Below are 21818 nucleotides of genomic sequence, written 5' to 3'. Positions count from 1 at the left end.
GCGGCGTATGGTTGATCCCGGGGGTTAGGATGCCGGGATTGCGGCGACCGGGTTTCGCCTGGTGGGATCGGTTGCGGGCCGCGGATCCGCTGACGGCGGGCCGACCGCCGGTCCTGGTCGGCCTCGCGGTCGCCGTGGCGATGATCGCGGCCGAGAAGGTGGCGCTGGACGCGGTCGGCGGGGCCGCCGAGGGCGGCGAGGTCTACCTGCTCGGCGTGCTGGTCATGGCGAGCCTGTGGGGTGCCGCCGCCGGCGTCATCACGGCCGTGCTGAGCACGGTCGTCTTCAACTACTTCCAGCTCGGCCCGGCCGGGCTCAACCTCACGCTGCGCGACGCGAAGCAGCTGGCCGTCTTCATGGTCGCCGCGCTGCTCGTGAGCGCCATCGCCAACGTGGCCCGATCCCGGGCCGCCGAGGCCGCCCGCGCCGCCCGCGAGCGCCAGGCGGTCATCGGCTCGCTGCGGGAGAGCCGGCGCGAGTCCGGCCGGCTGCTCGCCCAGCAGGCGGCGCTGCGCCGGGTGGCGACGCAGGTCGCCTGGGGCGCCCTGCCGGCCGAGGTGTTCGCCGCGGTGACCACCGAGCTGCACCGGATCTTCTCCGGCTTCAGCACGGCGCTCGTGCGCTACGAGCCCGACGGCACCGTCACGTCCGTCGCCGGGCGCGACGAGGCCGGCAACCTCCGGCCGCCCTTCAACGCCGCCGTCGACGGTGAGAACGTGACCGGCGCCGTGCTGGCCAGCGGCCGCGCGGCGCGCGCCGAATACGAGCACGCGCCCGGCCCGATCGCGGCCGGCCTGCGCAAGCTGGGCATCCGCTCCGCCGTCGGCGTGCCCATCCTGGTGGAAGGCCGGCTGTGGGGCGTGGCCGTGGTCGGGTCCTCGCACACCGACCCGATCCCGGACGACGCCGAGGAGCGCCTGCGCGGCTTCGCCGACCTGCTGGCCGCCGCGATCGCCAACGCCGACAGCCGGGCGGCGCTGGCCCGCTCCCGGGCGCGCCTGGTCACCACGGCCGACGAGGCCCGCCGCAAGATCGAGCGCGACCTGCACGACGGCGCGCAGCAGCGGATCGTCTCGCTCGCCCTCGAGCTGCGCATGGCCGAGGCCGCGGTGCCGGACTGCCTGCCGGAGGTCCGCGGGATGATCTCGCACGCCGTGGACGACCTCACCGACGTCCACGAAAACCTGCGCGAGCTGGGCCGGGGCATCCACCCGGCGCTGCTGTCGGCGGGCGGCCTCGGCCCGGCGCTGCGCACGCTCGCCCGGCGCAGCCCGCTGCCCGTGGAGATCGAGCTCGCCATCGAGCGGCGGCTGCCCGACTCGGTCGAGGTGGCCGTGTACTTCGTCGTGTCGGAGGCGCTGACCAACGCCGCCAAGCACGCCCACGCCTCGGTGGTCTGCGTGACGGCGAAGACGACCGCGTCGGCGGTGCTGCTGCGGGTGTGCGACGACGGCGTCGGCGGCGCCGATCCGGACCGGGGCACCGGGCTCGTCGGCCTGCGGGACCGCGTCGAGGCGCTGGGTGGCCGGTTCAGCTGCCAGAGCCCGAAGGGGCAGGGCACCAGCCTGTCCGCGGAGATTCCCCTGGCCGATCTGGCCGCCACGCCCATCGCGTCGTGGCCGCTGCCGCCGCTCGAGGAGGCCGAGCCCACGGCCGGCTGACGGACCGGCGGCTCAGCCGGCGAGGCCCTCGTAGAACGCCACGTGGCGGCGGGCCGCGGACGCCCAAGTGTGCGCCGCGGCGAGCGCCCGGCCGGCGGCCCGGCGGGCCGGGTCCGGCTCCTTGACCGCCCGGGCCAGGGCCGCGGCCAGCGACGGCGGGTCGGCGCCGTAGCCGACGGCCGCGCCGAACACCTCGCGCAGCACCGGCAGGTCGCGCACCACGACCGGTACCCCGGCGGCCAGGGCCTCCATCGCGGCCAGTCCGAAGCCCTCCTTCGTCGACGGGAAGGCGAACGCCGCCGCGCCGGCCACCAGCGACGGCAGCTCGTCGTGGGCGACCGGCCCGAGCACCTCGGGCGCGACGGGCAGGGTGCCGGCCAGCTCCTCCCACTCGTCGCGGTAGTCCCGGTAGTCGAACAGCGTCTCGCCGCCCGCGATCACCAGCCGGATCCCGGGCAGTTCGCCGAGCAGGACGCGGTACGCCCGGAGCAGGTCGAGCGAGCCCTTCCGCGGCTCGATCCCGCCGACCGAGAGCAGGTAGGGCCGCGCGCGCACGGCCGGGACGGCGGCGGCGAAGCGCGCCGCGTCGACGCCGTTGGGGATGACGGTGGCGGCGATCCCCCAGCCGGCCGCCAGCTCGGCGGCGACGGCGGCGGACACGGTGAGATGGGCGTAGGGGCGCACGATCGCCCGCTCGTGGCAGGCGGCCAGCTCCGGGGTGGTGAAGTGGTCGAGGTGGTGCACGGTGCGCACGCAGCGGTCGACCGCGTTGGCGCTGATGCAGTCCTGCGCGTGCACGACGTCGTAGTCGGCCGGCGTGAACGCCGCGCGCAGCAGCGCGATCGAGCGCAGGATGCGCGGCCCGACGCCCTCGCCGTCGATCTCGGGGAACGGCACCACGGCCAGGCGCACCCGCGGGTCGACGGGGCGGAAGAAGTCGCCGCGGCCGAGCGTCCACACGGTCACGTCCTGGCCGAGGGCGGCGAGCGCCTCGGCGAGCGCGAGGGTGTGCACGACCCCGCCCCGCGGGCGGGTCGAGTAGGTCAGCAGCGCGATCCTCAACGGCTCACCCGGTAGCTTTCGGGGCGCAGCTCGTCGAGGTGGCGCAGCACCCGCCGGGCGGCGGCGATCTCGCCGGCCACGTCCAGCTCGGCCACGGCCAGCCCGGCCTTGGCCCAGGTGCGGGCCAGCACGTTGCCGGCCGGGCCGACCACCTTCGCCTGGCCGAGGAAGCGCATCCCGCCGGCCGCACCGGTCTGGTTGGACGACACGACCACGATCTGGTTCTCCGCCGCCCGCGCGCAGTCGTAGAGGTCGAACAGCCGGGACTGCCGGTCCTGGCTCATCTTCGGCGCGGCGTTGGTGATGCTGGCCGGCCACGCCGACAGGCAGGCCACGACCTGCGCGCCGTCGAGGGCGAGGGTGCGCGCCGACTCGGGGAAGGTCTTGTCGTAGTCGATGAGCATGCCGATCCGCCCGACGGGCGTGTCGAACGCGGCGAAGCTGTCCCCGGCCCGGTAGACGATCCCCTCGGCGGCCGGCAGGTGCACCTTGCGGTGCCGGCCGAGCACGCCGGCGCCGGTCAGGCAGACCGCGGCGTTGTACCGGTCGTTGCCCTCGGCCTCGCAGAACCCGACGCACACCACCATGTCGCCGGCCAGCGCGCCGATGTGCTCGAAGATCGGGTCGTCGGGCTTGAGCGCGGGCGGGAGCGCCTCGGGGTCGGGGTGGCGCAGGTCGGCCAGGTAGCCGCCGATCGCCGCGTCGGGCAGCACGAGCAGGGCGGCGCCCTCGGCCCGGGCGTCGGAGATGAGCTTGCCGATCCGCCCGAGGTCGTGGTCGAGGTCGCGGCCGAAGTGTGCCGCGGCGGCGGCGATCCGGGTGACTGCCATGGGTCACATCATCGACGGTGCCAGCGGGCGGTACGCGTCCGGGCGCCGGTCACGCAGGTGGGCCATGGAGCGGCGGGCCGCGGCCAGGGCGGCGGCGACATCGACGTCGGCCACCGCCATGCCGGGCGCGACGCCGGTGGTGGCCAGCACGTCGCCGCCCGGGTCGACGACCTTCGCGCTGCACACGAAGCGCAGCGAGCCGAACCGGCCGGACTGGTTCGCCGAGAGCCACACCACCTGGTTCTCCAGCGCCCGGGCCCGGTCGAACAGGTCGAAGCGGCGGGTCCAGCGGTCCTCGGCGAGGTCCTCGGGCGCGTTGGTGCGGCTGCCCGGCCAGGCCGAGACGCACACGATGATCTGCGCGCCGTCCAGCGCCAGGGACCGGGCCGACTCCGGGAACGCCTTGTCGTAGCAGATCAGCAGCCCGAGCCGGCCGACCGGGGTGTCGAACGCGGCGAACGAGTCGCCCGATTCGTAGCTGGCGTGCTCCTGCAGCGGCTGGTGCACCTTGCGGTGGTTGCCCAGCACCCGGCCGCCGCCGACGCAGACGACGCTGTTGAAGCGCACGCCGTCGCCGGCGTCCTCGCAGTAGCCGGCGCAGACGACCATGTCACCGGCGATCGCGACCAGCCGGGCGATCTCCGGCCCGTCCAGGCGCAGGGCCGGCGGCCCGTCGGCGCCGCCGTCGAGGTGCGCCAGATAGCCGCCGAGGCACGCCTCGGGAAGAGCCAGCAGGTGTACGCCACGATCGCGCGCCTGTGTCACGAGCCCCTCGATGCGGCCGAAGTCCGCCTCGAGGTCGCGGTCGAACGCCTCCGCCACCGCCGCCATCCTGATCATGCCGCCGCCCCCATCCCTGTGACACCGCCGTCGATCGCGTCGGTGAGCTCTCCGTCCGGCCAGCGCAGCCGGACCCCCGCCCCGGCGACCAGCGCGCCGCACTCGGCCGTGACCGCGGGTCCGGCCTGGGCGGGCCGGGCCGGCCCGGCGGTGAGCATCGCGTAGCCGGGGAAGCAGGTCAGCCAGTCGCCCGCGGTCGCGCCGGACGGCCGGGGCACGGCGGCGACGTCGAGGACCGCGCCGCAGCCGCTCGCCTCGGCCAGCATGCCGAGCGTCCCGGCGATGCCCGCCATGGACACGTCCTTCGCGGCCGCCGGGCGGCCCGCCGCCACGTGGCCGAGCATCGCGCGCAGCTCGGCCGCGCTGCGCCGGCTGGTCGAGTCCCACTGCCGGCCGTGGTAGCCGGGCCGCCAGCCGCCGCCGAGGTCGACGGTGAGCCGGACCGGATGGCCGGGCCGGCCGCCCCCGCCGGGCACCGGGCGCTCGGCCCGGCCCAGCGCGGTCGCGGACAGCGCGGCGGGCACCCCGAGCTGGGTGTGGCCGCCGAGGATCGGCACGCCGTAGGCGGCCGCGGCCCGGCGCAGCCCGCCGAGGATCCGCGCGGCGGCCGCCGCGTCACGGGCGCCGACCGCGTTGAGCAGCCCGACCGGGGTCGCGCCCATCGCGGCGAGGTCGTTGACGTTGACCAGCACCGCGCACCAGCCGGCCCAGTCCGGGTCGCGCTCGACCATCGAGGGCAGGATCGCGTCGCAGGCGGCGACCAGGTCGGAGCCGGGCACCGGGGCGCCGTCGTCGCCGAGGTAGCCGGGGCCGCCCGGCGCCAGGCCGGCCAGCAGGCCGCCGAGGGGCCGCTTGGTCGCCGCCACCAGGGCCGCGATCCGCCCGATCGGCCAGCGCATGAGCACGTGGGGCCGGTCGGCGACGGTGACCGGGCGCACGGCCCGCCAGCCGAGCCGCTCGAACATCCGCTGCCAGCGGGCCTGGACGGTGGCGTCGAAGCGCAGCGCGCCGGCCTGCTCGGCGTAGGCGCAGGCGGCCCGCACGAGCGCCGGGCCGATCCGCTGCGCGCCGCGCACGGACTCCTCGACGGCCAGCCGGCCGCCCACCCACCAGCCGATGTCCGGCCCGTCGGTGGCCGGGCCGACCCGGACGCCGCCGAGCAGCTCCCCGCCGGCGGAGCGGGCCTCGAGCACGACCGTGCGCGGGTCGTCGTCGCGGTCGTCGCGGTCGGTGCCGGCGAACAGTTGCTGCTCGTCAACGAAGACGCGGGCGCGCAGCCGGTGGTACTCCCGGACCGAACCGGCCGGCCCGATGAGGAACCGCGGCGCGCCCAGCAGCGCGGGAACGAGGTCGGTCATGCGCCGGCCGCCGCAAGCACGCCGCACGCGCCGCACGCCGCGCAGCCGGCCTTCTGGTCCGCGCCGTACATGCCGGCCGCCCGCAGCAGCGCGGCCACCCGCGCCGTGACGTCCCGCACCAGCGAGGGCGCCGGGCCGGGTATCCCGTCGCGCCGGGCGAGGGTGCCGAGCATCGGCCGGAACGGCACCACGAACGGGTAGACACCCCGCTCGATCAGCCGGGCGGCGCCCGCGACGAGGTCGTCGGGGTCCTCGCCGAGGCCGATCAGCAGGTACGTCGACACCTGGTTGCGCCCGAAGACCGACACCGCGCAGTCCCACGCCGCCTCGTACTCGGCCATCGGCACCGCGCCCTTGCCCGGCATCCACCGGCGGCGCACCTCGTCGTCGAGCGCCTCGACGTGGATGCCGATCGACGCCGCGCCCGCCGCCCGCAGCTCCCGGATCGCCTCCAGGTCGCGCGGCGGCTCGATCTGCACCTGGATCGGCAGGCCGGGCACCGCGGCCAGCACCGCCCGGACCGCGCGGACCAGGTTGCGGGCGCCGCGGTCCGGGCCCGCCGTGGTGCCGGTGGTCAGCACCATCTGCCGCACGCCGTCGAGCCGCACCGCCGCCTCGGCCACCTCGGCCAGCTGGGCCGGGGTCTTGACCGCCGTGGTCGCCCCGGAGCGCAGCGACTCCTCGATGGTGCAGAAGCGGCAGCGCTGCTCCTCGCCGTAGCGGATGCAGGTCTGCACGACGGTGGTGGCGAGCACGTCGCGGCCGTGCAGCCGGGCGATCCGCTCATAGGGCACGCCGTCGGCGGTGACCAGGTCGTAGAACCGGGGCCGGCGCACGACGTCGAGGGTCAGGCCGGTGTCGGTGTCGCCGAGCCACAGCCGGTCGTCGCGCACCTCGTAGGGGCTGTGCGGGTTGATCGGCAGCGCGGCGTTGCGCCCGTCGATGACCAGGTGCCCGTCGTCGCTGGGGCCGGCCCCGGCCGGGCGGCGCACGGGTGTGGGCACCCGCACGCCGCGCACGGCCAGGTCGGCGCGCACGTCGATGCTCATGGCCGTCAGAACATGTACGTGGAGTTGATGATCGCGCCCTTGCGCGCGTAGTGGATGAGCGCGTCCTGCACGTCGAGCGGGTGCGTGGGGATGACGCCCTCGATGAGGTCCTCCTCGCGGGCGCCGTGCAGGGACAGGCCGAAGCGGCAGCAGTACACCTTGCCGCCCTCCTGGATGAACGTCTGCAGCGAGTTGTTGATGTTGTGCTCGCCGGGGAACGCCGAGTTGCCGGTGGTCGGGAAGCCGCGGGTGGCCAGGCAGTTGAGCGAGCCGGGGCCGTAGAAGTAGATCGCCGACTCGAAGCCCTTGCGCAGCGCCCGGGTGGCCTGCAGGATCGCGACGAAGCTGACCGAGGACTCGTGGGCGATGCCGTGCACGAGCGTGAAGTAGCTCTGCCCCTCCTCGGCCTTGTAGTCGGGGAAGACCTTGGTGCCGCCGTAGATGCTGGACCCCTCGGCCAGGGCCGGGTGGGGGATCTCGTTGAGGCTCTTCTGCTCGAGCTCGGTCAGGTCGGACATGACGGTCTCCTTCACAGATCGGAATCAGCCGTAGAGCTTGTCGAACGTGGTGTGGAACACGAGGCCGGACAGTTCGGTGCCGGCGACGGCCGCGCGCAGCCGGGCGGACTCCCCGGCGTGGTCGCCCCACGGCTCGTCGCTGGCGAACAGCACCCGGTCGTGGCCGAGGCCGCGCCGGTCGATCTCGGCGGCGAGCCAGCGCGGGGTGAACCCGATGGCCCAGGACAGGTCGGTGTAGACCTGCCTGCCGGCGGCGATCCAGTCGAAGAAGCGGCCGCCGGCGAGCTTGATGTGCCCGCTCATCCCGCCGCCGAAGTGCACCAGGTGGATCTTGACGTCGGCGGCGTACCGCTCGACCAGCTCGCCGACCCGGTCGATGTCGGACGCGGCGCCGGGCGAGGTGTGCACGTGGACGACCAGGTCGTGCTCCCGCGCCGCGGCGAAGATCGGGTCCAGCCCGGGGTCGTCGGTGCCGCCGCCGAGCAGGAAGGACAGCTTCAGCGCGCGCACGCCGGGCTCGCCGGCCAGCCGCAGCGCGGCCGCGGTGCGCCCGGCGTCGGAGGCCTTGGCCGACACCCACAGCCCGGCCCGGATCCGCTCGTCGCGCTGCGCGGCCTCGACCACGAGCTCGTTGAAGCCGAAGGCCACGTCCGGGTCGGGCACGCCGTAGTTGGGCAGCACCAGCGCCCGCTCGGTGCCCTCCCGGTCCAGGTCGGCGATCAGCTCGCCGATCGTGGCCCGGGCCGTGGTGTCCGGGCGGACCGGCGGCCCGCCGTAGAAGGGGTAGGCCGGCAGTACCCCCAAATGGCGGTGCGCGTCGTTCATGCCGCCCACTCCAGGTCGGGGTAGGTCTCGGTCGGCGTGCCGGCCAGCCAGCTCACGCCCTCGGTGATCTGGCGGCGGCGGGTGGCCGTGATCTGCCGGGCCAGGTAGGCGGCGTCGCGGGCCACCCCGGCGAACCGGCCGGAGCCCCAGGTGTGCAGCCAGGGCAGGCCGAGGAAGTACAGGCCGGGGCAGCCGGTCACGCCGCGCTCGTGGGTCGGGTAGCCGCGCCCGTCGAAGACCGGCACCTCGATCCAGCGGTGGTCGCGGTGGAAGCCGGTGCTCCACACGACCGCGGCGATCCCGTCCAGGTCGAGCTCGGCCGGCGGCTCGCCGGGCCGCCACAGCGGCGTGTAGCGGGCCTCGGGCGGGGCGTCGATGCCGTGCGCGGCGAGGTAGGCGTCGATCGCGTCCTTGATGCCCTCGGCGACCGCGTCGGCGGCGTCGAGGTTGGCCTCCAGGTCGGCGGCGAACCGCGCCCGGCCGGCCTCGACGGAGCGCAGCCGGCCGTACAACCGCATGCCCTCGGTCGCGAAGCGCCGCAGGTCGATGTCGCGGCCGCCGTCCCGGCCGGTCATGTAGTGGTTGGCGCGCAGCCGAACGGCGTCGGCGTCGCCGAACTCGCCGATGCCCTTGTCGTAGTGGCCCATCTCGGACAGCCAGGCGAGGGTGTCCCGGCCGCGGTAGCGCCGGGCGGCCCGCGGCGCGCCGCCGACCGCGAGGTGCACCTCGCGGCCCGCCAGGTGCAGGTCCTCGGCGATCTGGCAGCCGGACTGGCCGGTGCCCACCACCAGGACGGCGCCCTCGGGCAGCTGCTGGGGGTTGCGGTACTGCGCCGAGTGCAGCTGGACGATGCGCTCCGGCAGCCGCTCGGCGACCCGCGGCACGGCGGGGCGGTGGTAGGGCCCGGTGGCCACGACGACCTGGTCGGCGGTCCACGTCCCGGCGCCGGTGACCAGCTCGAACACCCCGGTCGCGGTCCGCCGCAGCCGGGTCACGCCGACGCCCTCGCGCAGCGGCGGGTCGAAGCTGGCCGCGTACTTCTCCAGGAACGCCACGACCTCGGGCCCGGCCATGAAGCCGTCCGGATCGTCGCCGGTGTAGGCGAAGCCCGGCAGCCGGCACTGCCAGTTCGGCGTGACCAGGCAGAAGGAGTCCCAGCGCCGCTCCCGCCACTCGTGGCCGACCCGGTCGCGCTCGAACACGAGATGGCCGACGCCGAGGGCGCGGAGGTGCCAGCTCATCGACAGCCCGGCCTGCCCGCCGCCGATGACCGCGACGCCGAGGTGCTCGCTCACGCTGCGCTCCCTTCACCGGCCCATCCGCCCAGGTAGGGCGCTTGGCGATGCGGAACAGTGAAGGAATCTGATGTTTCGGCGCGGTTTCATCCGGAACAACTCCGCGTGAGATGGCCCTCACGGCAGTGCCCGGTTTCACCCCTATTTCGAGCGTGCTGCGGAAAACGGCACACCATGTACGTTGACGAAATGCCCAAATATCTGCAATCTTAGATTCCCCCGTCCGCAAGAAGTTGGCATTCTTCTGCAACTTCCGGCAGGTGCCACCGCCAACCGCCTGCGCAGGGTCGCGGGGCGATCCATGCTGTCGTCCGAACGGAGCAGAGGACACCCCCATGAAGTCTCGACTGAGGCTGCTCACCGGCGCCCTGGCGGCCGTGCTGGCCACCGGCGGCGCCGCCGTCGCGTCAACCCCCGCCCACGCCGCCGGCGGGCCGAACCTCGCACTGGGCAAGACCGTCACCGCCAGCGGCGTCAACGGCCAGTACGTGGCCACCAACGTCAACGACGGCAACGCCGCCACCTACTGGGAGAGCCCCAACAACGCCTTCCCGCAATGGATCCAGCTCGACCTGGGCAGCGCCACCAGCGTCGACCAGGTCGTGCTCAAGCTGCCCTCCGGCTGGGGCACGCGCACCGAGACGCTGAGCGTGCGCGGCAGCACCGACGGCACGAACTTCACCGACCTGTCCGCGTCGGCCGGCCGGGTCTTCGATCCCGGCACCGCCAACACCGTCACCGTCAACTTCACCGCCGCGTCCGCGCGCTACGTGCGGGTCAACGTCACCGCGAACAACGGCTGGCCCGCCGCGCAGCTGTCGGAGTTCGAGGTGTACGGCGCGGGCGGCGGCACCACCACCGGGCCGAACCTGGCCGCCGGCAAGCCCACCAGCGCCAGCAGCAGCGTCGGCGGCTTCCCCGCCGGCAACGCCGTCGACGGCAACCAGGGCACCTACTGGGAGAGCAACGGCGGGGCGTTCCCGCAGTGGATCCAGGTCGACCTCGGCTCGCTGCGGCAGGTCAACCAGGTCGTGGTGAAGCTGCCGACCGGCTGGGGCGCGCGCAACCAGACCTTCGCGGTGCGCGGCAGCAGTGACGGGACGAACTTCACCGACCTGGTCGCCTCCGCGCAGTACGCGTTCAACCCGGGCGCCGCGAACACGGTCACCATCAGCTTCGGGGCCGCGAACGCGCGGTACGTCCGGCTGAACTTCACCGCGAACAGCGTGCAGAACGCGGGGCAGGTGTCCGAGTTCGAGGTCTACGGCACCGACGTCGTCCCGCCGCAGCCGCCGACGGCCCCCGGCAACCTGGCCTTCACCGAGCCCACGCCCGGCCAGATCACGCTGACCTGGACGGCGTCCTCGTCGAGCCTGGGCATCGCCGGCTACACCGTCTACGCCAACGGCACGGCCCGCACCACCACCGGCGCCGGCGTGCTGACCTACACCGACACCCAGCCGACCACCGCCACGGTGACCTACTGGGTGCGCGCCAACGACACCGCCGGCAACCAGTCCGCCGACAGCAACCACGTGACCCGCACCGGCACCACCCCGCCCGGCGGCACGAACCTGGCCGTGGGCAAGGCGATCGAGGCGTCGTCGTCGGTGTTCACGTTCGCCGCGGCCAACGCCAACGACGGCAACGTCACCACCTACTGGGAGTCCAACGGCTTCACCTCGACGCTGACGCTGCACCTGGGCGCCAACGCCGACCTCACCTCGCTCGTGGTCAAGCTCAACCCGGACACCGCCTGGGGCGCGCGCACGCAGAACTTCGCCGTGCTCGGCCGCGAGCAGTCCGCGACCGGGTTCACCACGCTGGCGGCCCGCACCGACTACGCGTTCAGCCCGTCGGGCAACCAGAACAGCGTCACGATCGCGGTCAGCGCCCGGGTCGCCGACGTGCAGCTGCAGTTCTTCTCCAACACCGGCGCGCCCGGCGGTCAGGTGGCCGAGCTGCAGGCGATCGGCACCATGGCGCCCAACCCCGACCTCGTGGTCACCGGCGTGTCCTGGTCGCCGTCGTCGGTGAACGAGACGACCCCGATCACGCTGTCGGCCACGGTGAGCAACAGCGGTACCGCCGCCGCACCGGCCACCACCGTGAACTTCGCCCTGGGCGGCACGGTCGCGGGCAGCGCCGCGGTCGGCGCGCTGCAGGCGGGCGCGTCCACGACCGTCACGTTCAACGCCGGCACCCGGCCGATCGGGACGTACCCGGTGAGCGCGACGGTGGATCCCACGAACACCGTCATCGAGCAGAACAACGACAACAACAGCCTCACCGCCGCCACCTCGCTGGTCGTCACCCAGGCGCCCGGCCCGGACCTGCAGGTGCTCTCGATCGCCAGCAACCCGGCCAGCCCGGCCGCCGGCGCCGCGGTCTCCTTCAGCGTGGTGGTGAACAACCGCGGCACCACCGCGGTCACCGCCACCACGGTCACCCGCGTGGCGGTCGGCGGTACCACCCTGAACGCCAACACCGGCACGATCGGCGCCGGGCAGAGCGTGACGGTCGCGATCCCCGGCACCTGGACCGCGGTCGCGGGCGGGGCCACCATCGTCGCCACCGCCGACGCGACCGGAGTGGTCGCCGAGACCAGCGAGACCAACAACTCGCTGTCGCAGTCCATTGTGGTCGGTCGCGGCGCCGCGGTGCCGTACACCGAGTACGAGGCGGAGAACGGCACCTACACCGGCACGCTGCTGACCGCCGACCCGCTGCGCACCTTCGGCCACACCAACTTCGGCACCGAGTCCTCGGGCCGCAAGTCGGTGCGCCTCGACGCGCAGGGGCAGTACGTGCAGTTCACCTCGACCAACCAGACCAACTCGATCGTGGTGCGCAACTCGGTGCCGGACTCGCCGTCCGGCGGCGGGCAGAACTACACGATCAGCCTCTACGCCAACGACGTCTTCGTGCAGAAGCTGACGTTCTCCTCGCACTTCAGCTGGCTGTACGGCACGACCGACGACACCGAGAGCCTGTCCAACTCCCCGGGCAGCGACGCGCGCCGGCTCTTCGACGAGTCGCACGCGCTGCTGTCCACCAGCTACCCGGTCGGCACCCGGTTCAAGCTGCAGCGCGACAACGGTGACAGCGCGGCGTACTACGTCATCGACCTGATCGACCTGGAGCAGGTGGCGCCGCAGCTGAACAAGCCCGCCGAGTGCACGTCGATCACGCAGTACGGCGCCGTGCCCGACGACGGGCAGGACGACACGGCGGCGATCCAGCAGGCGGTGATGGACGACCAGAACGGCGTCATCAGCTGCGTGTGGATCCCGGCCGGGCAGTGGCGGCAGGAGCAGAAGATCCTGACCCCGGACCCGACCCGTGGCCAGTACAACCAGAAGGGCATCCGCAACGCCGTCATCAAGGGCGCCGGGATGTGGTACTCCCAGCTGTACACGACCACCGAGCCGCAGAACGTGGTCGGCAACATCAACCACCCGCACGAGGGCAACGTCGGCTTCGACATCGACGACAACGTCCAGCTCTCCGACATCGCCATCTTCGGCGACACGACCAACCGCAAGGACCGCGGCCACGGGCTCAACGGCCGCTTCGGCAAGAACACGAAGATCAGCAACGTGTGGATCGAGCACACCAACGTCGGCGCGTGGGTCGGCCGCGACTACTCCGACACGCCCGCCTACTGGAACCCGGCCGACGGCCTGCAGTTCAGCGGGATGCGCATCCGCGACACGTTCGCCGACGGCATCAACTTCTCCAACGGCTCGCGCAACTCGACGGTGTTCAACTCGTCGTTCCGCACCACCGGCGACGACTCGCTCGCCGTGTGGTCGAGCACGTACGTGAAGGACCAGTCGGTCGACATCGGCCACGACAACCACTTCACGAACAACACGGTGCAGCTGCCCTGGCGGGCCAACGGCATCGCGGTGTACGGCGGATACGGCAACGCGATCGAGAACAACCTGATCTCGGACACGATGAACTACCCCGGCATCATGCTCGCCACCGACCACTCCCCCATCCCGTTCTCCGGCACCACGACCATCGCCAACAACGGCCTGTACCGCTGCGGCGGAGTCTTCTGGGGCGAGCAGCAGAAGTTCGGCGCGATCACCCTGTTCTCCCCGCAGGGCGACATCCCCGGCGTCACCATCCGCGACACCGACGTCATCGACTCGACCTATGACGGCATCCAGTTCAAGGCGGGCAGTGGCGCCTACCCGAACGTGGCCATCACCAACGTCCGCATCGACAAGTCCAACAACGGCGCCGGGATCCTGGCCATGGGCAGCGCCCGCGGCAGCGCGACGCTGACCAACGTCACCATCACCAACTCGGCGACGGGCAGCGTCGTCAAGGAACCGGGCTCGCAGTTCGTCTTCAACGGAGCCCCGAACTAACCGCACCACCCGCGACGGGGCCCCGGCCGAGCCGGGGCCCCGCCCGCGCCGTTCAGGCCTTCGCCTCTGCGTCCGGCCAGCATGGAGACCAGGGGCAACGCGCAGGGCGGTCCGCCCGGACCGGCCGGCCGCCGGCTCAGCGCAGGGCGCCCAGCCGGCGGTTCACCTCCTCCGCGTCGAAGGCGTCCGGCGCGAACTGGCTCGCATCCGTCAGGCCCAGCCACTCCAGCCGCTCCCCGTGCTCCGGGTGCGACGGGTCGGCCAGCACCTCCACGAGCTCCGCATATCCCCAGAGGCCGCCGCAGTCGTCGGGCGGGGCGGCCCGCTTTCCGCCGGTACACCGCGGATAGGCAACCGTCGCATCGTGGTCGAGGACCTTCTCGACCACGATGTCGTGGGCCCAGTCGTCGCCGAAGTCGTAGGTATACCGAATCTTGTCCTTCTCCTGCGGCGCGACCTGCTCGAGCGTCACCGAACCGTCCGCCCGGTGCCCCAGCTCGCGGTCGGCGCGCCCGAAGGTGCCGAAGGGCGTCTCGAACGCGTGCATGTGCCCGCCATGCCAGTCGAACGCCGCGAGCACGGTGGTGTGCAGCCGGGCCAGGGTGATGTCCGCGGGCACCAGCAGCCGCCGCCAGATGGGCGGTTTCGCTCCCCGCAGGCTCACTTTGATCTGGTACACCGGCGCCGGGCCGGCCGTCTTGCGCCGCTTCGCCGGGAGCTTCGCCGGTTGCGCCCGGCCGGTCGGGAAGCCGGGAGCGACAGCGGAGCGGCCGCTCGAACGGGCGACCATGCTGACCAGCTGCTGGAGCGCGACCAGGGCGTCCTGGCCACCGGGTCCGTGCCCGGACACCACCGCGCCCCTGGGCTGCCGCGGCGGCGGCAGGGCATCCAACCGCGCCCGGGCCAGCACCGCCAGCACCGGATACCCGGGCCCGTGCTCCTCGTCGAGCAGGTCCGCCTCGTCCGGGCCGTCATCGTCACCGTTCTCGGCGTCGTGCTCGGCGCGCACCCGCATCGCCTGCTCGACGTGCCAGCGGAACTCGGGCGCGGCCAGCGTCTGGGTCTTGATGATCAGGCCCTCGCGGCGGCCGCGGTCGCGGATGTCGTCCAGCGCCGCCGGCAGCTCGGCGGCGTCCAGCATGACGATGTCCTGGGCGGCGCCGCAGTCGCCGTGATCCACCGCCAATATCAACGCGTGCTCGCGGCCGGCCCGGCGGAACGAGCCGGCCAGCACCGACATGCTCCCGTCGGTGTCATACAGCCGGGCGAAGCTGCCGGCGACCACCGGCTGCTCCAGCTCCCGGGCCCAGGGTGGCACGGGAATGCCGCCGGCGGCCAGCCGGCCGGCCGCCGCCACCGCCGCCTTCGCCACCGGCTCGGGACCCGCGCAGGCCGCGGCGCCGATCGCGGTCAGCATCATCAGGGCCGCGTCACCGCCACGCGCCTCGATCGCCGGGATGAACGCCCCGGCGAACGCGGACACGTCATCGTCGTCGCCGCCCACCAGCGCCGCCACGAACAGCGCGCCCGCCAGCTCCGCCTCCAGCGGGTCCTCGCGGCCGGCCAGGTCGGCGGCCGCGTCCACCAACTCGGCGAGCAACTGCCCGGGATCCGGCTCCTCGCCCGAACACGCGGGACAGCCGCATGGCTCCTCCGCCCCGCGCACCACGACCAGATCGGGGCGGCGGCCAGATCTTGAACTCTGCTTGCCCCGGCGGGGCCGGCTGGCTCGACTCACCCGGCCAGTCTGCACCAGGTCGCCCCCGGCCCCGCACACCAGGGCGGCGCGCCGCGCGACGCCCCTGGTGAGCCGGAGCATTCCTAGTCGAACGGCGGCCAGGAGCCGACCGCGACGGTGCGCCGGACGCTGGGGGTGTGCCCGCGGGCGGCGGCGAACGCCCGCTCCTCGGAGTCGTCGTCCGCGGTCATGGGCCAGCGCGCGCTGCGCCAGCCGCATTCGCAGCCGGCCTGGTAGAAGTCGTCGTCGCCGGCGGAGCCCGCGCACACCGTCGCCCGGTGCCGGACCTCGATCGTGTAGTGCCCGGCGATCCACAGCGCGCTGACGACGGTCGCGACCAACGCCAGACCGGCGATGACCGCCACGATCGGCAGCGCGAAGGCCGGCGCGACGTCGAGGTCGCCGAGGGTCGGCAGGCCGAACGCGGCCAGCGCCACGGCGGTCACGGTCTGTGGCGAGCGGTACACCACGCGGGGCCGGGTCCGCAGGTAGGGCGCGAGCACCGCACCCGCGGCGAGCCCGGCGACCAGGCTCGCCCAGAGCCACACCCACCCGTCCGTGACGTCGCCGGACAGCCACAGCGCCCGCAGGAACGCCAGCCCGGCGGCCGGCGGCAGCAGGGCGAGGAGGAGATACGACCACTCACCCGGGCGGAAGTCGCTCACACCGCGATCGTGGCACCGACCCGCAACCCGACCCCGCCCGGGCGCCGACCGCGGCCGCAGTCGGCGATCACGTCCCACCCGCCACCCGCCACCCGCCACCCGCCACCCGCCGGCCGCCGGCCGCCGGCCGCCGCGGACCAGGGCGCAGCGACCGGAAGTCTCCGCGATCATGCCGTACCCGCCGCCGACACCGAGGTTTTTCATGATCACGGAGCGCTGATGTACCCCCGTGTACCGAAAGTCTCCTGGATCATGAAAAATCCGGGGCGCGGCCACGGCGAAGAGCATGATCACGGAGACATTCGTCCGCCCCGGCATGCCGACCGACGCGCTGGCGACCCCGGCGATCCGCAGGTTGACCGGTCCAGTGCCGAGCTGGCGAACAACGGCGTCGTGAACCGCCGGCCGCGGCCGCCGTCGAGGCGAGCACAGCAGCTGCGCGAGGCGCTCGATGAGGGGCGCGGCCCGGCGGATCGCGGTGACCCTCCGCGGTGAAGTGCTCGCCCAGCGCCTTGCCGGAGCGCGGCCCCGGCGTCGCGAGCGACAGCAGCAAGCCTGTCCTGGCAAGTTTCGGGCCTCGCCACCCGCGGCGAGGGTCCCGGGCCGGCCGGGGCCGCGCTTGCATGGGAGTCGTGGGGATCGGCCGGGCGGCCGGCGCGGCGCTCGCCGCGGCGGGGGTGGCCGGGCTGGCCGGGGCCGCCTGGGCCGGGCTGCTCGACGGGGTGCCGTTGCTCGACGGGCGGGTGGCCGGCGGGGTCGAGACGGCCGGCGGCGCGCTGCTGCTCGCCGCCCTGTGGGGCCGGGACCGCCGGTGGCGCACCCGCACGCTGCCGGTGCTGCTGTTGTGCGTGGCCGCGCTGGTCGCCGCGGTCGCGGTCGCGCTGCGGGCGACCGGGACGGTGACCGACGGGTACCCGCCGTCGTTCGCTCTCTGGGTGGGCACCGGGTTCGCGGCCCTCGCCGGGCTCCCGCTGGTGCTGCGCCGGGCGGGCCGGTGGCGGCGCGCGTCGGCCGTGGCCGCGGTGCCGCTGACGCTGATCGGCGGGTTCATGTTGATCGATCAGCGGTACGGCGTATGGCCCGACCTCGGCGACGCGCTCGGCCACTCCGGTGCCCTGGCCGGCGCGGTGGGGCGGGGCCGGCCCGCCCGGGGCGTCGCCGTGGCCCTCGACGCGCCGGCCACCCGGTCGCGCTTCCGGCACCGGCCCGGTGCGGTGTTCCTGCCGCCCGCGTACTTCGGCCCGGGCCGCGCCACCCTGCCGGTGCTGGTTTTGCTGGCCGGCACGCCGGGCGCCCCGATCAACTGGCTGCGCTCCGGGCACGCGCAGGCCACCGACGAGGCGTTCGCCGCCGCCCACCGGGGCCGGGCGCCGGTGCTCGTCGTGGTCGACCAGAACGGCTCCGCCACCGGCGACACCGAATGCGTCGACGGCCCGCACGGCGCGGCCGAGACGTACCTCACGGTCGACGTGCCGGCCTTCGTCACCGGCACCCTGGGGATCCGGCACGCCGCCGGCTGGGGCGTGGCCGGTTTCTCCGAGGGCGGCACCTGCGCCCTGGACCTGGTGCTGCGCCACCCGGCCGTCTACCGGCACGCCGTCGACCTCGGCGGCGACCCCCGGCCCAGCCTGGGCGGGCCGGCGCACACGCTCGCCGCGCTGTACGGCGGGGACGCCGCCGCCGAGCGGGCGCACGACCCGGCCCGGCTGCTCGACGCCCGCCGGTACCCGGGCGTCACCCTGTGGTTCGGGGCCGGCGCGGACGACCGGCCCGGCGTGGCGGCCGGGAAGCGGCTGGCCGCCGACGCCGTCCGGGACGGCGTGGTCACGCACCGGTTCGTCGCGCCCGGCGGGCACAACTGGCAGTTCGCGAGCGCCGGCTTCGCCCGGGTCCTGCCGCCGCTGTGCGCCGAGCTGACCTGTTCCTAGGCGCGCGGGGTCATCGCCCGCGCGGCGGCGATCACCGCGCGGCGGATCGGCTCGTAGCCGGTGCACCGGCACAGGTTCGAGGTGAGCAGCTCGCGCAGCCGGTCCGGGTCGGCGGCCAGGCCCGGGTCGGCCTCCAGGGCGCCGGCGGCGAGCATCAGGAAGCCGGGGGTGCAGAAGCCGCACTGCAGCGCGTGCTCGGCGGAGAACGCGGCCTGCAGCGGGTGCGCCGCGCCGTCCTCGCCCGCCAGGCCTTCCACAGTGCGCACCTGGGCGCCGTCGCACTGCACCGCGAACATCAGGCAGGAGCGCACCGCCGTACCGTCCACGAGCACCGTGCAGGCGCCGCACACGCCGTGCTCGCAGCCGAGATGCGTGCCGGTCAGGCCGCAGTCGTCGCGCAGGGCGTCGGCGAGGGTGCGGCGCGCTTCGACGTCGAGGTCGAAGCGGCGGCCGTTGGCGGTCAGCGCGATCTGCACGGGTCAGCCTCCGTCCGGTTGCGGGCCGCGGGCCTGCGCCAGCGCCCGGCGGGTGAGCACGGCCACGGCGTGGCGCTGGTAGGCCAGGTCGGTGTAGGGCTGCGGCCGCGGGTCGGCGTCGACGTGCGCGGCGGCGTCGGCTGCGGCCGCGATGGCGGCGTCGTCCAGCGGCTGCCCGCGCAGGGCGGCCTCGGCGGCCCGGGCCCGCACCGGCCGGTCGGCGGCGTTGACCAGGCCCACGGAGGCCGCGATGACCCGGCCGCCGGCGAGCGTGACCGCGGCGAGGACGGCGAGCTGGGCGAAGCTCGCGTGGGTGCGCCGGTGCTCGGCGAACCCGACCGTGGAACCTTGCGGCAGCTGCGGCAGGTGTACTTCACGCAGCAGCTCGTCCGGCCGCCGCGCGGTGCGGAACGGCCCGGCGAAGAACGTCTCCGCGTCGACCGTCCGCCGTCCCGCGGCGCTTTCGAGCTCGAGCCGCCCGCCCAGCGCGGTGACGACGGCGGGCCACTCGGCGGCCGGGTGGGCGTAGGCGAGGCTGCCGAGCATGGTGCCGCGGGCCCGGATCGGCGGGTGGGCGATGTGGTGGGCGACCCGGGACAGCAGCGCGCCGAGCGGCCCGGCGACGGCCCCGTCGGCGAACGTGTGGTGGCGGACCAGCGGCCCGACCCGCAGCGTGCCGTCCGCCGCCTCGAGGCGGTCGAAGCCGGGCACCCGGTTGACGTCGACCAGTCTGCGCGGCCGGGCGGTGCGGTAGTTCATCTCCAGCACGAGGCTCTGGCCGCCGGCGAGCACCCGGCCGTCGCCGTCGGCGAGCGCGGCGAGCGCCTCGCCGGCGCTGCGGGCGGCGACGTAGTCGAACGGCGCCGGCTTCATCGGGCAACGCCCCAGGGCGGTGCCGGCCTCATCGGGCGGCGCTCCAGGACGGTCCGGGGTTCATCGGGCGGCGCTCCCAGGACGGTGCCGGCTTCATCGGGCGGCGCTCCACACGGTGTAGGGGGTGAGCGGCAGCTGCAGCCGGCCGCGGGCGGCCGGGCCGAGGGCGTCGGCGACCGCGTTGACGATCGCGGGCGGCGCGCCGATGCACCCGGCCTCCCCCGCGCCCTTGGCGCCGAGGGGGGTGTTCGGGTTCGGCGTGCAGGTCTCGGCGAAGCGCAGCGGCGGTACCTCGGACATGGTCGGGATCAGGTAGTCCAGCAGCCCGCGGGTGGCGACCCGGCCGTCCGGGTCGTAGCGCAGGTCCTCGCACAGCGCCTGGCCGATGCCCTGCACGGTCGAGCCGAGCCCCTGCCCGCCGACGATGAGCGGGTTGACCACGACGCCGTAGTCGTCGACGGCGACCAGCCGCAGCACGCGCAGCTCGCCGAGCTCCGGGTCGGCCTCGACCACGGCGGCGTACGCGCCGAACGGGAACGCCTCCGGCGAGTCCTCGACGTGCTCGGCGCGCAGCGGTTCGCCCGCGGCCGCCAGCTCGGCCAGGGTCGTCGTCCGCCCGCCGGCGTGCAGCTCCCCGGCCTTGTACTCCACCTCGCCGGCCGGCACGCCGCCCGCCTCGGCGGCGCGGTGCACGGCGGCCTCGACGAGCTTGCCCGCGGCCCGGTACAGCGCGGCGCCGCCGGTCTGCATCGAACGGCTCGCGTACGAGCCGATCCCCCGGGGTACCACCGCGGTATCGGCCTCCACCAGCGTGACGCGCTCGGCGTCCACGCCCAGCACCGCGGCCACGACCTGCGGGAACGACGTCTCGTGGCCCTGGCCGGTCGAGCAGCAGCCGGACAGCGCGACGAAGGTGCCGTCGGGGCAGGCCTCGACGGCGCCGAACTCCTCGCCGGTGCCGGAGCGCTCCACGTAGGTGCTCAGGCCGATGCCGAGCGGGAGGCCGCCGTCCGCCCGCCGGCGGGCCTGCTCTGCGCGCCAGCCGGTGTAGTCCAGCTCGCGCAGTGCGACGCCGAGCGCGCCCGCGTAGTCGCCGCTGTCGTAGGTGAAGCCGGTCAGGGTGCGGTACGGGAAGTCCTGCGGCCTGATGAAGTTGTGCCGGCGCAGCTCGGCCGGGTCCAGCCGGAGCCGCTCGGCGAGCAGGTCGACGGTGCGCTCGATGGCCGCCGCCGCCTCGGGCCGGCCGGCGCCCCGGTATGGGCTGGTCGGCGCGGTGTTGGTCACCACGGTCCGGGTGCGCACGTGCACCTGGGGGATGGCGTAGGCGCCGGTGGCCATCATCGACGTCGCCACGGGCACGAACGCGCCGGTGTGCGGGTAGCCGCCGACGTCGGCGTCGATGTGCAGCTCGTAGGCGAGGATCTTCCCGTCGGCGTCGGCAGCCATCCGGGTCCGCTGGTTCTGGCCCCGGCCGTGCGGCGGGCCGGCGAGGGACTCGGCGCGGTCCTCGATCCAGCGCACCGGCCGGCCGAGCCGCCGGGCGGCGGCGACCACGGCGAGGTACTCCGGCCAGGTCTCGCTCTTGCCGCCGAACGCCCCGCCGACGTCGGGCACGATCACCCGGATCCGCTCCTCGGGCAGCCCGAAGCCGCCGGCCAGGTCGCGGCGCAGCCGGTGCGGCGCCTGGTGGGAGGCCCACACCGTCAGGCCGCCGCCGGGCTCGGGGCGCACCAGGATCGCCTTGGGCTCCATGTACGTGTGGGCCAGCAGCTGCTGGCGGTAGCTCGCCTCCACCACCACGGCCGCGCGCCGCCAGACGCCGTCGTCGATGGGCGGGCCGAAGTCGCGGTCGACGGCCACGTTGGAGCGGCCGGGGAACAGCTCGACGTCGCTTTCGGCGGCCTCGGCCGGGTCGAGCAGCACCGGGAGCGCCTCGGCGGAGACGCGGGCGGCGTCCCGGCCGTCCTCGGCGACGTACCGGTTCGCGGCGACGACGATGGCGAGCGGCTCGCCGTGGTAGCGGATCCGGTCGGTGGCCAGCGGCGGCCAGGGCCGGCCCGCCACCGTCTCCGGCTCCAGCATCGGCGGCGTTTCCGGCAGGCTCAGGTCGGCGGCCGACCAGGCGCCGGCGACGCCGGGCACCCGGCGGGCGGCGGCCAGATCGACGCCGAGCAGGGCGGCGTGGGCGAGGTCGCTGCGCACGAACGCGGCGTCGAGGCAGCCGGGTTCGCGCAGGTCGGCGACGTACCGGCCGGTGCCGCGGACGAGCCGGTCGTCCTCCCGGCGCGGTAGCCGCTCACCGATCACGAGCATCG

General features: G+C 74.7%; 16 protein-coding genes. 3 read left to right on the top strand and 13 right to left on the bottom strand.

Annotated elements, in window-relative coordinates; genetic code table 11:
• The first annotated feature begins 38 nt into the window (after nucleotides 1–38).
• The gene (locus ACQPXD_RS17415; protein WP_432839627.1) at nucleotides 39–1661 is read left to right on the top strand and encodes a sensor histidine kinase; all 1623 of its coding nucleotides are present in this window, start codon (nucleotides 39–41) and stop codon (nucleotides 1659–1661) included.
• A 12-nt stretch (nucleotides 1662–1673) separates the two neighbouring features.
• On the opposite strand, the gene ACQPXD_RS17410 is transcribed toward ACQPXD_RS17415, so the two are convergent.
• Genes ACQPXD_RS17410 through ACQPXD_RS17375 form a run of 8 tightly spaced genes read right to left on the bottom strand, consistent with a single transcriptional unit; the run spans nucleotide 1674 to nucleotide 9438 of the window.
• Nucleotides 1674–2723, bottom strand: coding sequence for an MSMEG_0565 family glycosyltransferase (locus tag ACQPXD_RS17410; RefSeq protein ID WP_432839625.1), 1050 nt, complete (start codon nucleotides 2721–2723; stop codon nucleotides 1674–1676).
• Nucleotides 2720–3553: a carbon-nitrogen hydrolase family protein gene (locus ACQPXD_RS17405; protein ID WP_432839623.1), complete on the bottom strand. Its 834-nt coding sequence runs from the start codon at nucleotides 3551–3553 to the stop codon at nucleotides 2720–2722. The genes ACQPXD_RS17410 and ACQPXD_RS17405 overlap by 4 nt, the downstream gene beginning before the upstream one ends.
• A gap of 3 nt (nucleotides 3554–3556) precedes the next feature.
• Entirely contained in the window at nucleotides 3557–4393 is an 837-nt protein-coding gene (locus ACQPXD_RS17400) for a carbon-nitrogen hydrolase family protein (RefSeq protein ID WP_432839621.1), read from the bottom strand.
• Complete coding sequence (locus tag ACQPXD_RS17395; protein WP_432839619.1) at nucleotides 4390–5751, bottom strand: MSMEG_0567/sll0787 family protein; 1362 nt, start codon at nucleotides 5749–5751, stop codon at nucleotides 4390–4392. The genes ACQPXD_RS17400 and ACQPXD_RS17395 overlap by 4 nt, the downstream gene beginning before the upstream one ends.
• Complete coding sequence (locus ACQPXD_RS17390; RefSeq protein ID WP_432839617.1) at nucleotides 5748–6800, bottom strand: MSMEG_0568 family radical SAM protein; 1053 nt, start codon at nucleotides 6798–6800, stop codon at nucleotides 5748–5750. The genes ACQPXD_RS17395 and ACQPXD_RS17390 overlap by 4 nt, the downstream gene beginning before the upstream one ends.
• Before the next feature lie 5 nt (nucleotides 6801–6805).
• Nucleotides 6806–7318 (bottom strand): MSMEG_0572/Sll0783 family nitrogen starvation response protein, encoded by a 513-nt coding sequence (locus ACQPXD_RS17385; protein WP_432839615.1) that lies wholly within the window; start codon nucleotides 7316–7318, stop codon nucleotides 6806–6808.
• 24 nt (nucleotides 7319–7342) lie between these two features.
• Nucleotides 7343–8143, bottom strand: a complete 801-nt coding sequence (locus ACQPXD_RS17380) for an amidohydrolase family protein (RefSeq protein ID WP_432839613.1) — start codon at nucleotides 8141–8143, stop codon at nucleotides 7343–7345.
• A complete protein-coding gene (locus ACQPXD_RS17375) occupies nucleotides 8140–9438 on the bottom strand; it encodes an MSMEG_0569 family flavin-dependent oxidoreductase (protein WP_432839611.1) in 1299 nt (432 codons plus the stop codon). Before ACQPXD_RS17375 ends, ACQPXD_RS17380 begins: the two co-directional genes overlap by 4 nt.
• Before the next feature lie 335 nt (nucleotides 9439–9773).
• Here ACQPXD_RS17375 and ACQPXD_RS17370 point away from each other — a divergent pair, with 335 nt between their 5' ends.
• Complete coding sequence (locus ACQPXD_RS17370; protein WP_432839609.1) at nucleotides 9774–13823, top strand: discoidin domain-containing protein; 4050 nt, start codon at nucleotides 9774–9776, stop codon at nucleotides 13821–13823.
• Nucleotides 13824–13959: 136 nt separating this feature from the next.
• Here the strand turns inward: ACQPXD_RS17370 and ACQPXD_RS17365 are convergent, their stop codons facing one another.
• Together ACQPXD_RS17365 and ACQPXD_RS17360 are read right to left on the bottom strand one after the other, a co-directional pair.
• Nucleotides 13960–15561: a plasmid pRiA4b ORF-3 family protein gene (locus tag ACQPXD_RS17365; RefSeq protein ID WP_432839607.1), complete on the bottom strand. Its 1602-nt coding sequence runs from the start codon at nucleotides 15559–15561 to the stop codon at nucleotides 13960–13962.
• A gap of 83 nt (nucleotides 15562–15644) precedes the next feature.
• The gene (locus ACQPXD_RS17360) at nucleotides 15645–16226 is read right to left on the bottom strand and encodes a hypothetical protein (RefSeq protein ID WP_432839605.1); all 582 of its coding nucleotides are present in this window, start codon (nucleotides 16224–16226) and stop codon (nucleotides 15645–15647) included.
• A gap of 632 nt (nucleotides 16227–16858) precedes the next feature.
• On the opposite strand from ACQPXD_RS17360, the gene ACQPXD_RS17355 reads away from it, so the two are divergent.
• Nucleotides 16859–18154 (top strand): alpha/beta hydrolase, encoded by a 1296-nt coding sequence (locus ACQPXD_RS17355; RefSeq protein WP_432839603.1) that lies wholly within the window; start codon nucleotides 16859–16861, stop codon nucleotides 18152–18154.
• On the opposite strand, the gene ACQPXD_RS17350 is transcribed toward ACQPXD_RS17355, so the two are convergent.
• The 3 genes from ACQPXD_RS17350 to ACQPXD_RS17340 all read right to left on the bottom strand — a co-directional run bounded on the left by ACQPXD_RS17350 (nucleotide 18151) and on the right by ACQPXD_RS17340 (nucleotide 21816).
• The gene (locus ACQPXD_RS17350; protein ID WP_432839601.1) at nucleotides 18151–18630 is read right to left on the bottom strand and encodes a (2Fe-2S)-binding protein; all 480 of its coding nucleotides are present in this window, start codon (nucleotides 18628–18630) and stop codon (nucleotides 18151–18153) included. The genes ACQPXD_RS17355 and ACQPXD_RS17350 overlap by 4 nt on opposite strands.
• 3 nt (nucleotides 18631–18633) lie before the next feature.
• On the bottom strand, nucleotides 18634–19503 hold the full coding sequence (locus tag ACQPXD_RS17345; protein ID WP_432839599.1) for an FAD binding domain-containing protein: 870 nt from the start codon (nucleotides 19501–19503) through the stop codon (nucleotides 18634–18636).
• A 93-nt stretch (nucleotides 19504–19596) separates the two neighbouring features.
• Entirely contained in the window at nucleotides 19597–21816 is a 2220-nt protein-coding gene (locus ACQPXD_RS17340; protein ID WP_432839597.1) for a xanthine dehydrogenase family protein molybdopterin-binding subunit, read from the bottom strand.
• Between the last annotated feature and the right edge of the window lie 2 nt (nucleotides 21817–21818).

Source organism: Dactylosporangium sp. CA-092794 (genome assembly GCF_050948465.1).
Classification (GTDB): Bacteria; Actinomycetota; Actinomycetes; order Mycobacteriales; family Micromonosporaceae; genus Dactylosporangium.
This window is presented reverse-complemented; position numbering and strand designations above follow the sequence as displayed.

Excerpts from the sequence above, each read along its gene's own strand:
- ACQPXD_RS17405 (WP_432839623.1), bottom strand. The coding sequence starts at position 3,553 with ATGGCAGTCACCCGGATCGCCGCCGCCGCGGCACACTTCGGCCGCGAC.
- ACQPXD_RS17400 (WP_432839621.1), bottom strand. The coding sequence starts at position 4,393 with ATGATCAGGATGGCGGCGGTGGCGGAGGCGTTCGACCGCGACCTCGAG.
- ACQPXD_RS17395 (WP_432839619.1), bottom strand. The coding sequence starts at position 5,751 with ATGACCGACCTCGTTCCCGCGCTGCTGGGCGCGCCGCGGTTCCTCATC.
- ACQPXD_RS17390 (WP_432839617.1), bottom strand. The coding sequence starts at position 6,800 with ATGAGCATCGACGTGCGCGCCGACCTGGCCGTGCGCGGCGTGCGGGTG.
- ACQPXD_RS17385 (WP_432839615.1), bottom strand. The coding sequence starts at position 7,318 with ATGTCCGACCTGACCGAGCTCGAGCAGAAGAGCCTCAACGAGATCCCC.
- ACQPXD_RS17380 (WP_432839613.1), bottom strand. The coding sequence starts at position 8,143 with ATGAACGACGCGCACCGCCATTTGGGGGTACTGCCGGCCTACCCCTTC.
- ACQPXD_RS17370 (WP_432839609.1), top strand. The coding sequence starts at position 9,774 with ATGAAGTCTCGACTGAGGCTGCTCACCGGCGCCCTGGCGGCCGTGCTG.
- ACQPXD_RS17345 (WP_432839599.1), bottom strand. The coding sequence starts at position 19,503 with ATGAAGCCGGCGCCGTTCGACTACGTCGCCGCCCGCAGCGCCGGCGAG.
- ACQPXD_RS17340 (WP_432839597.1), bottom strand. The coding sequence starts at position 21,816 with ATGCTCGTGATCGGTGAGCGGCTACCGCGCCGGGAGGACGACCGGCTC.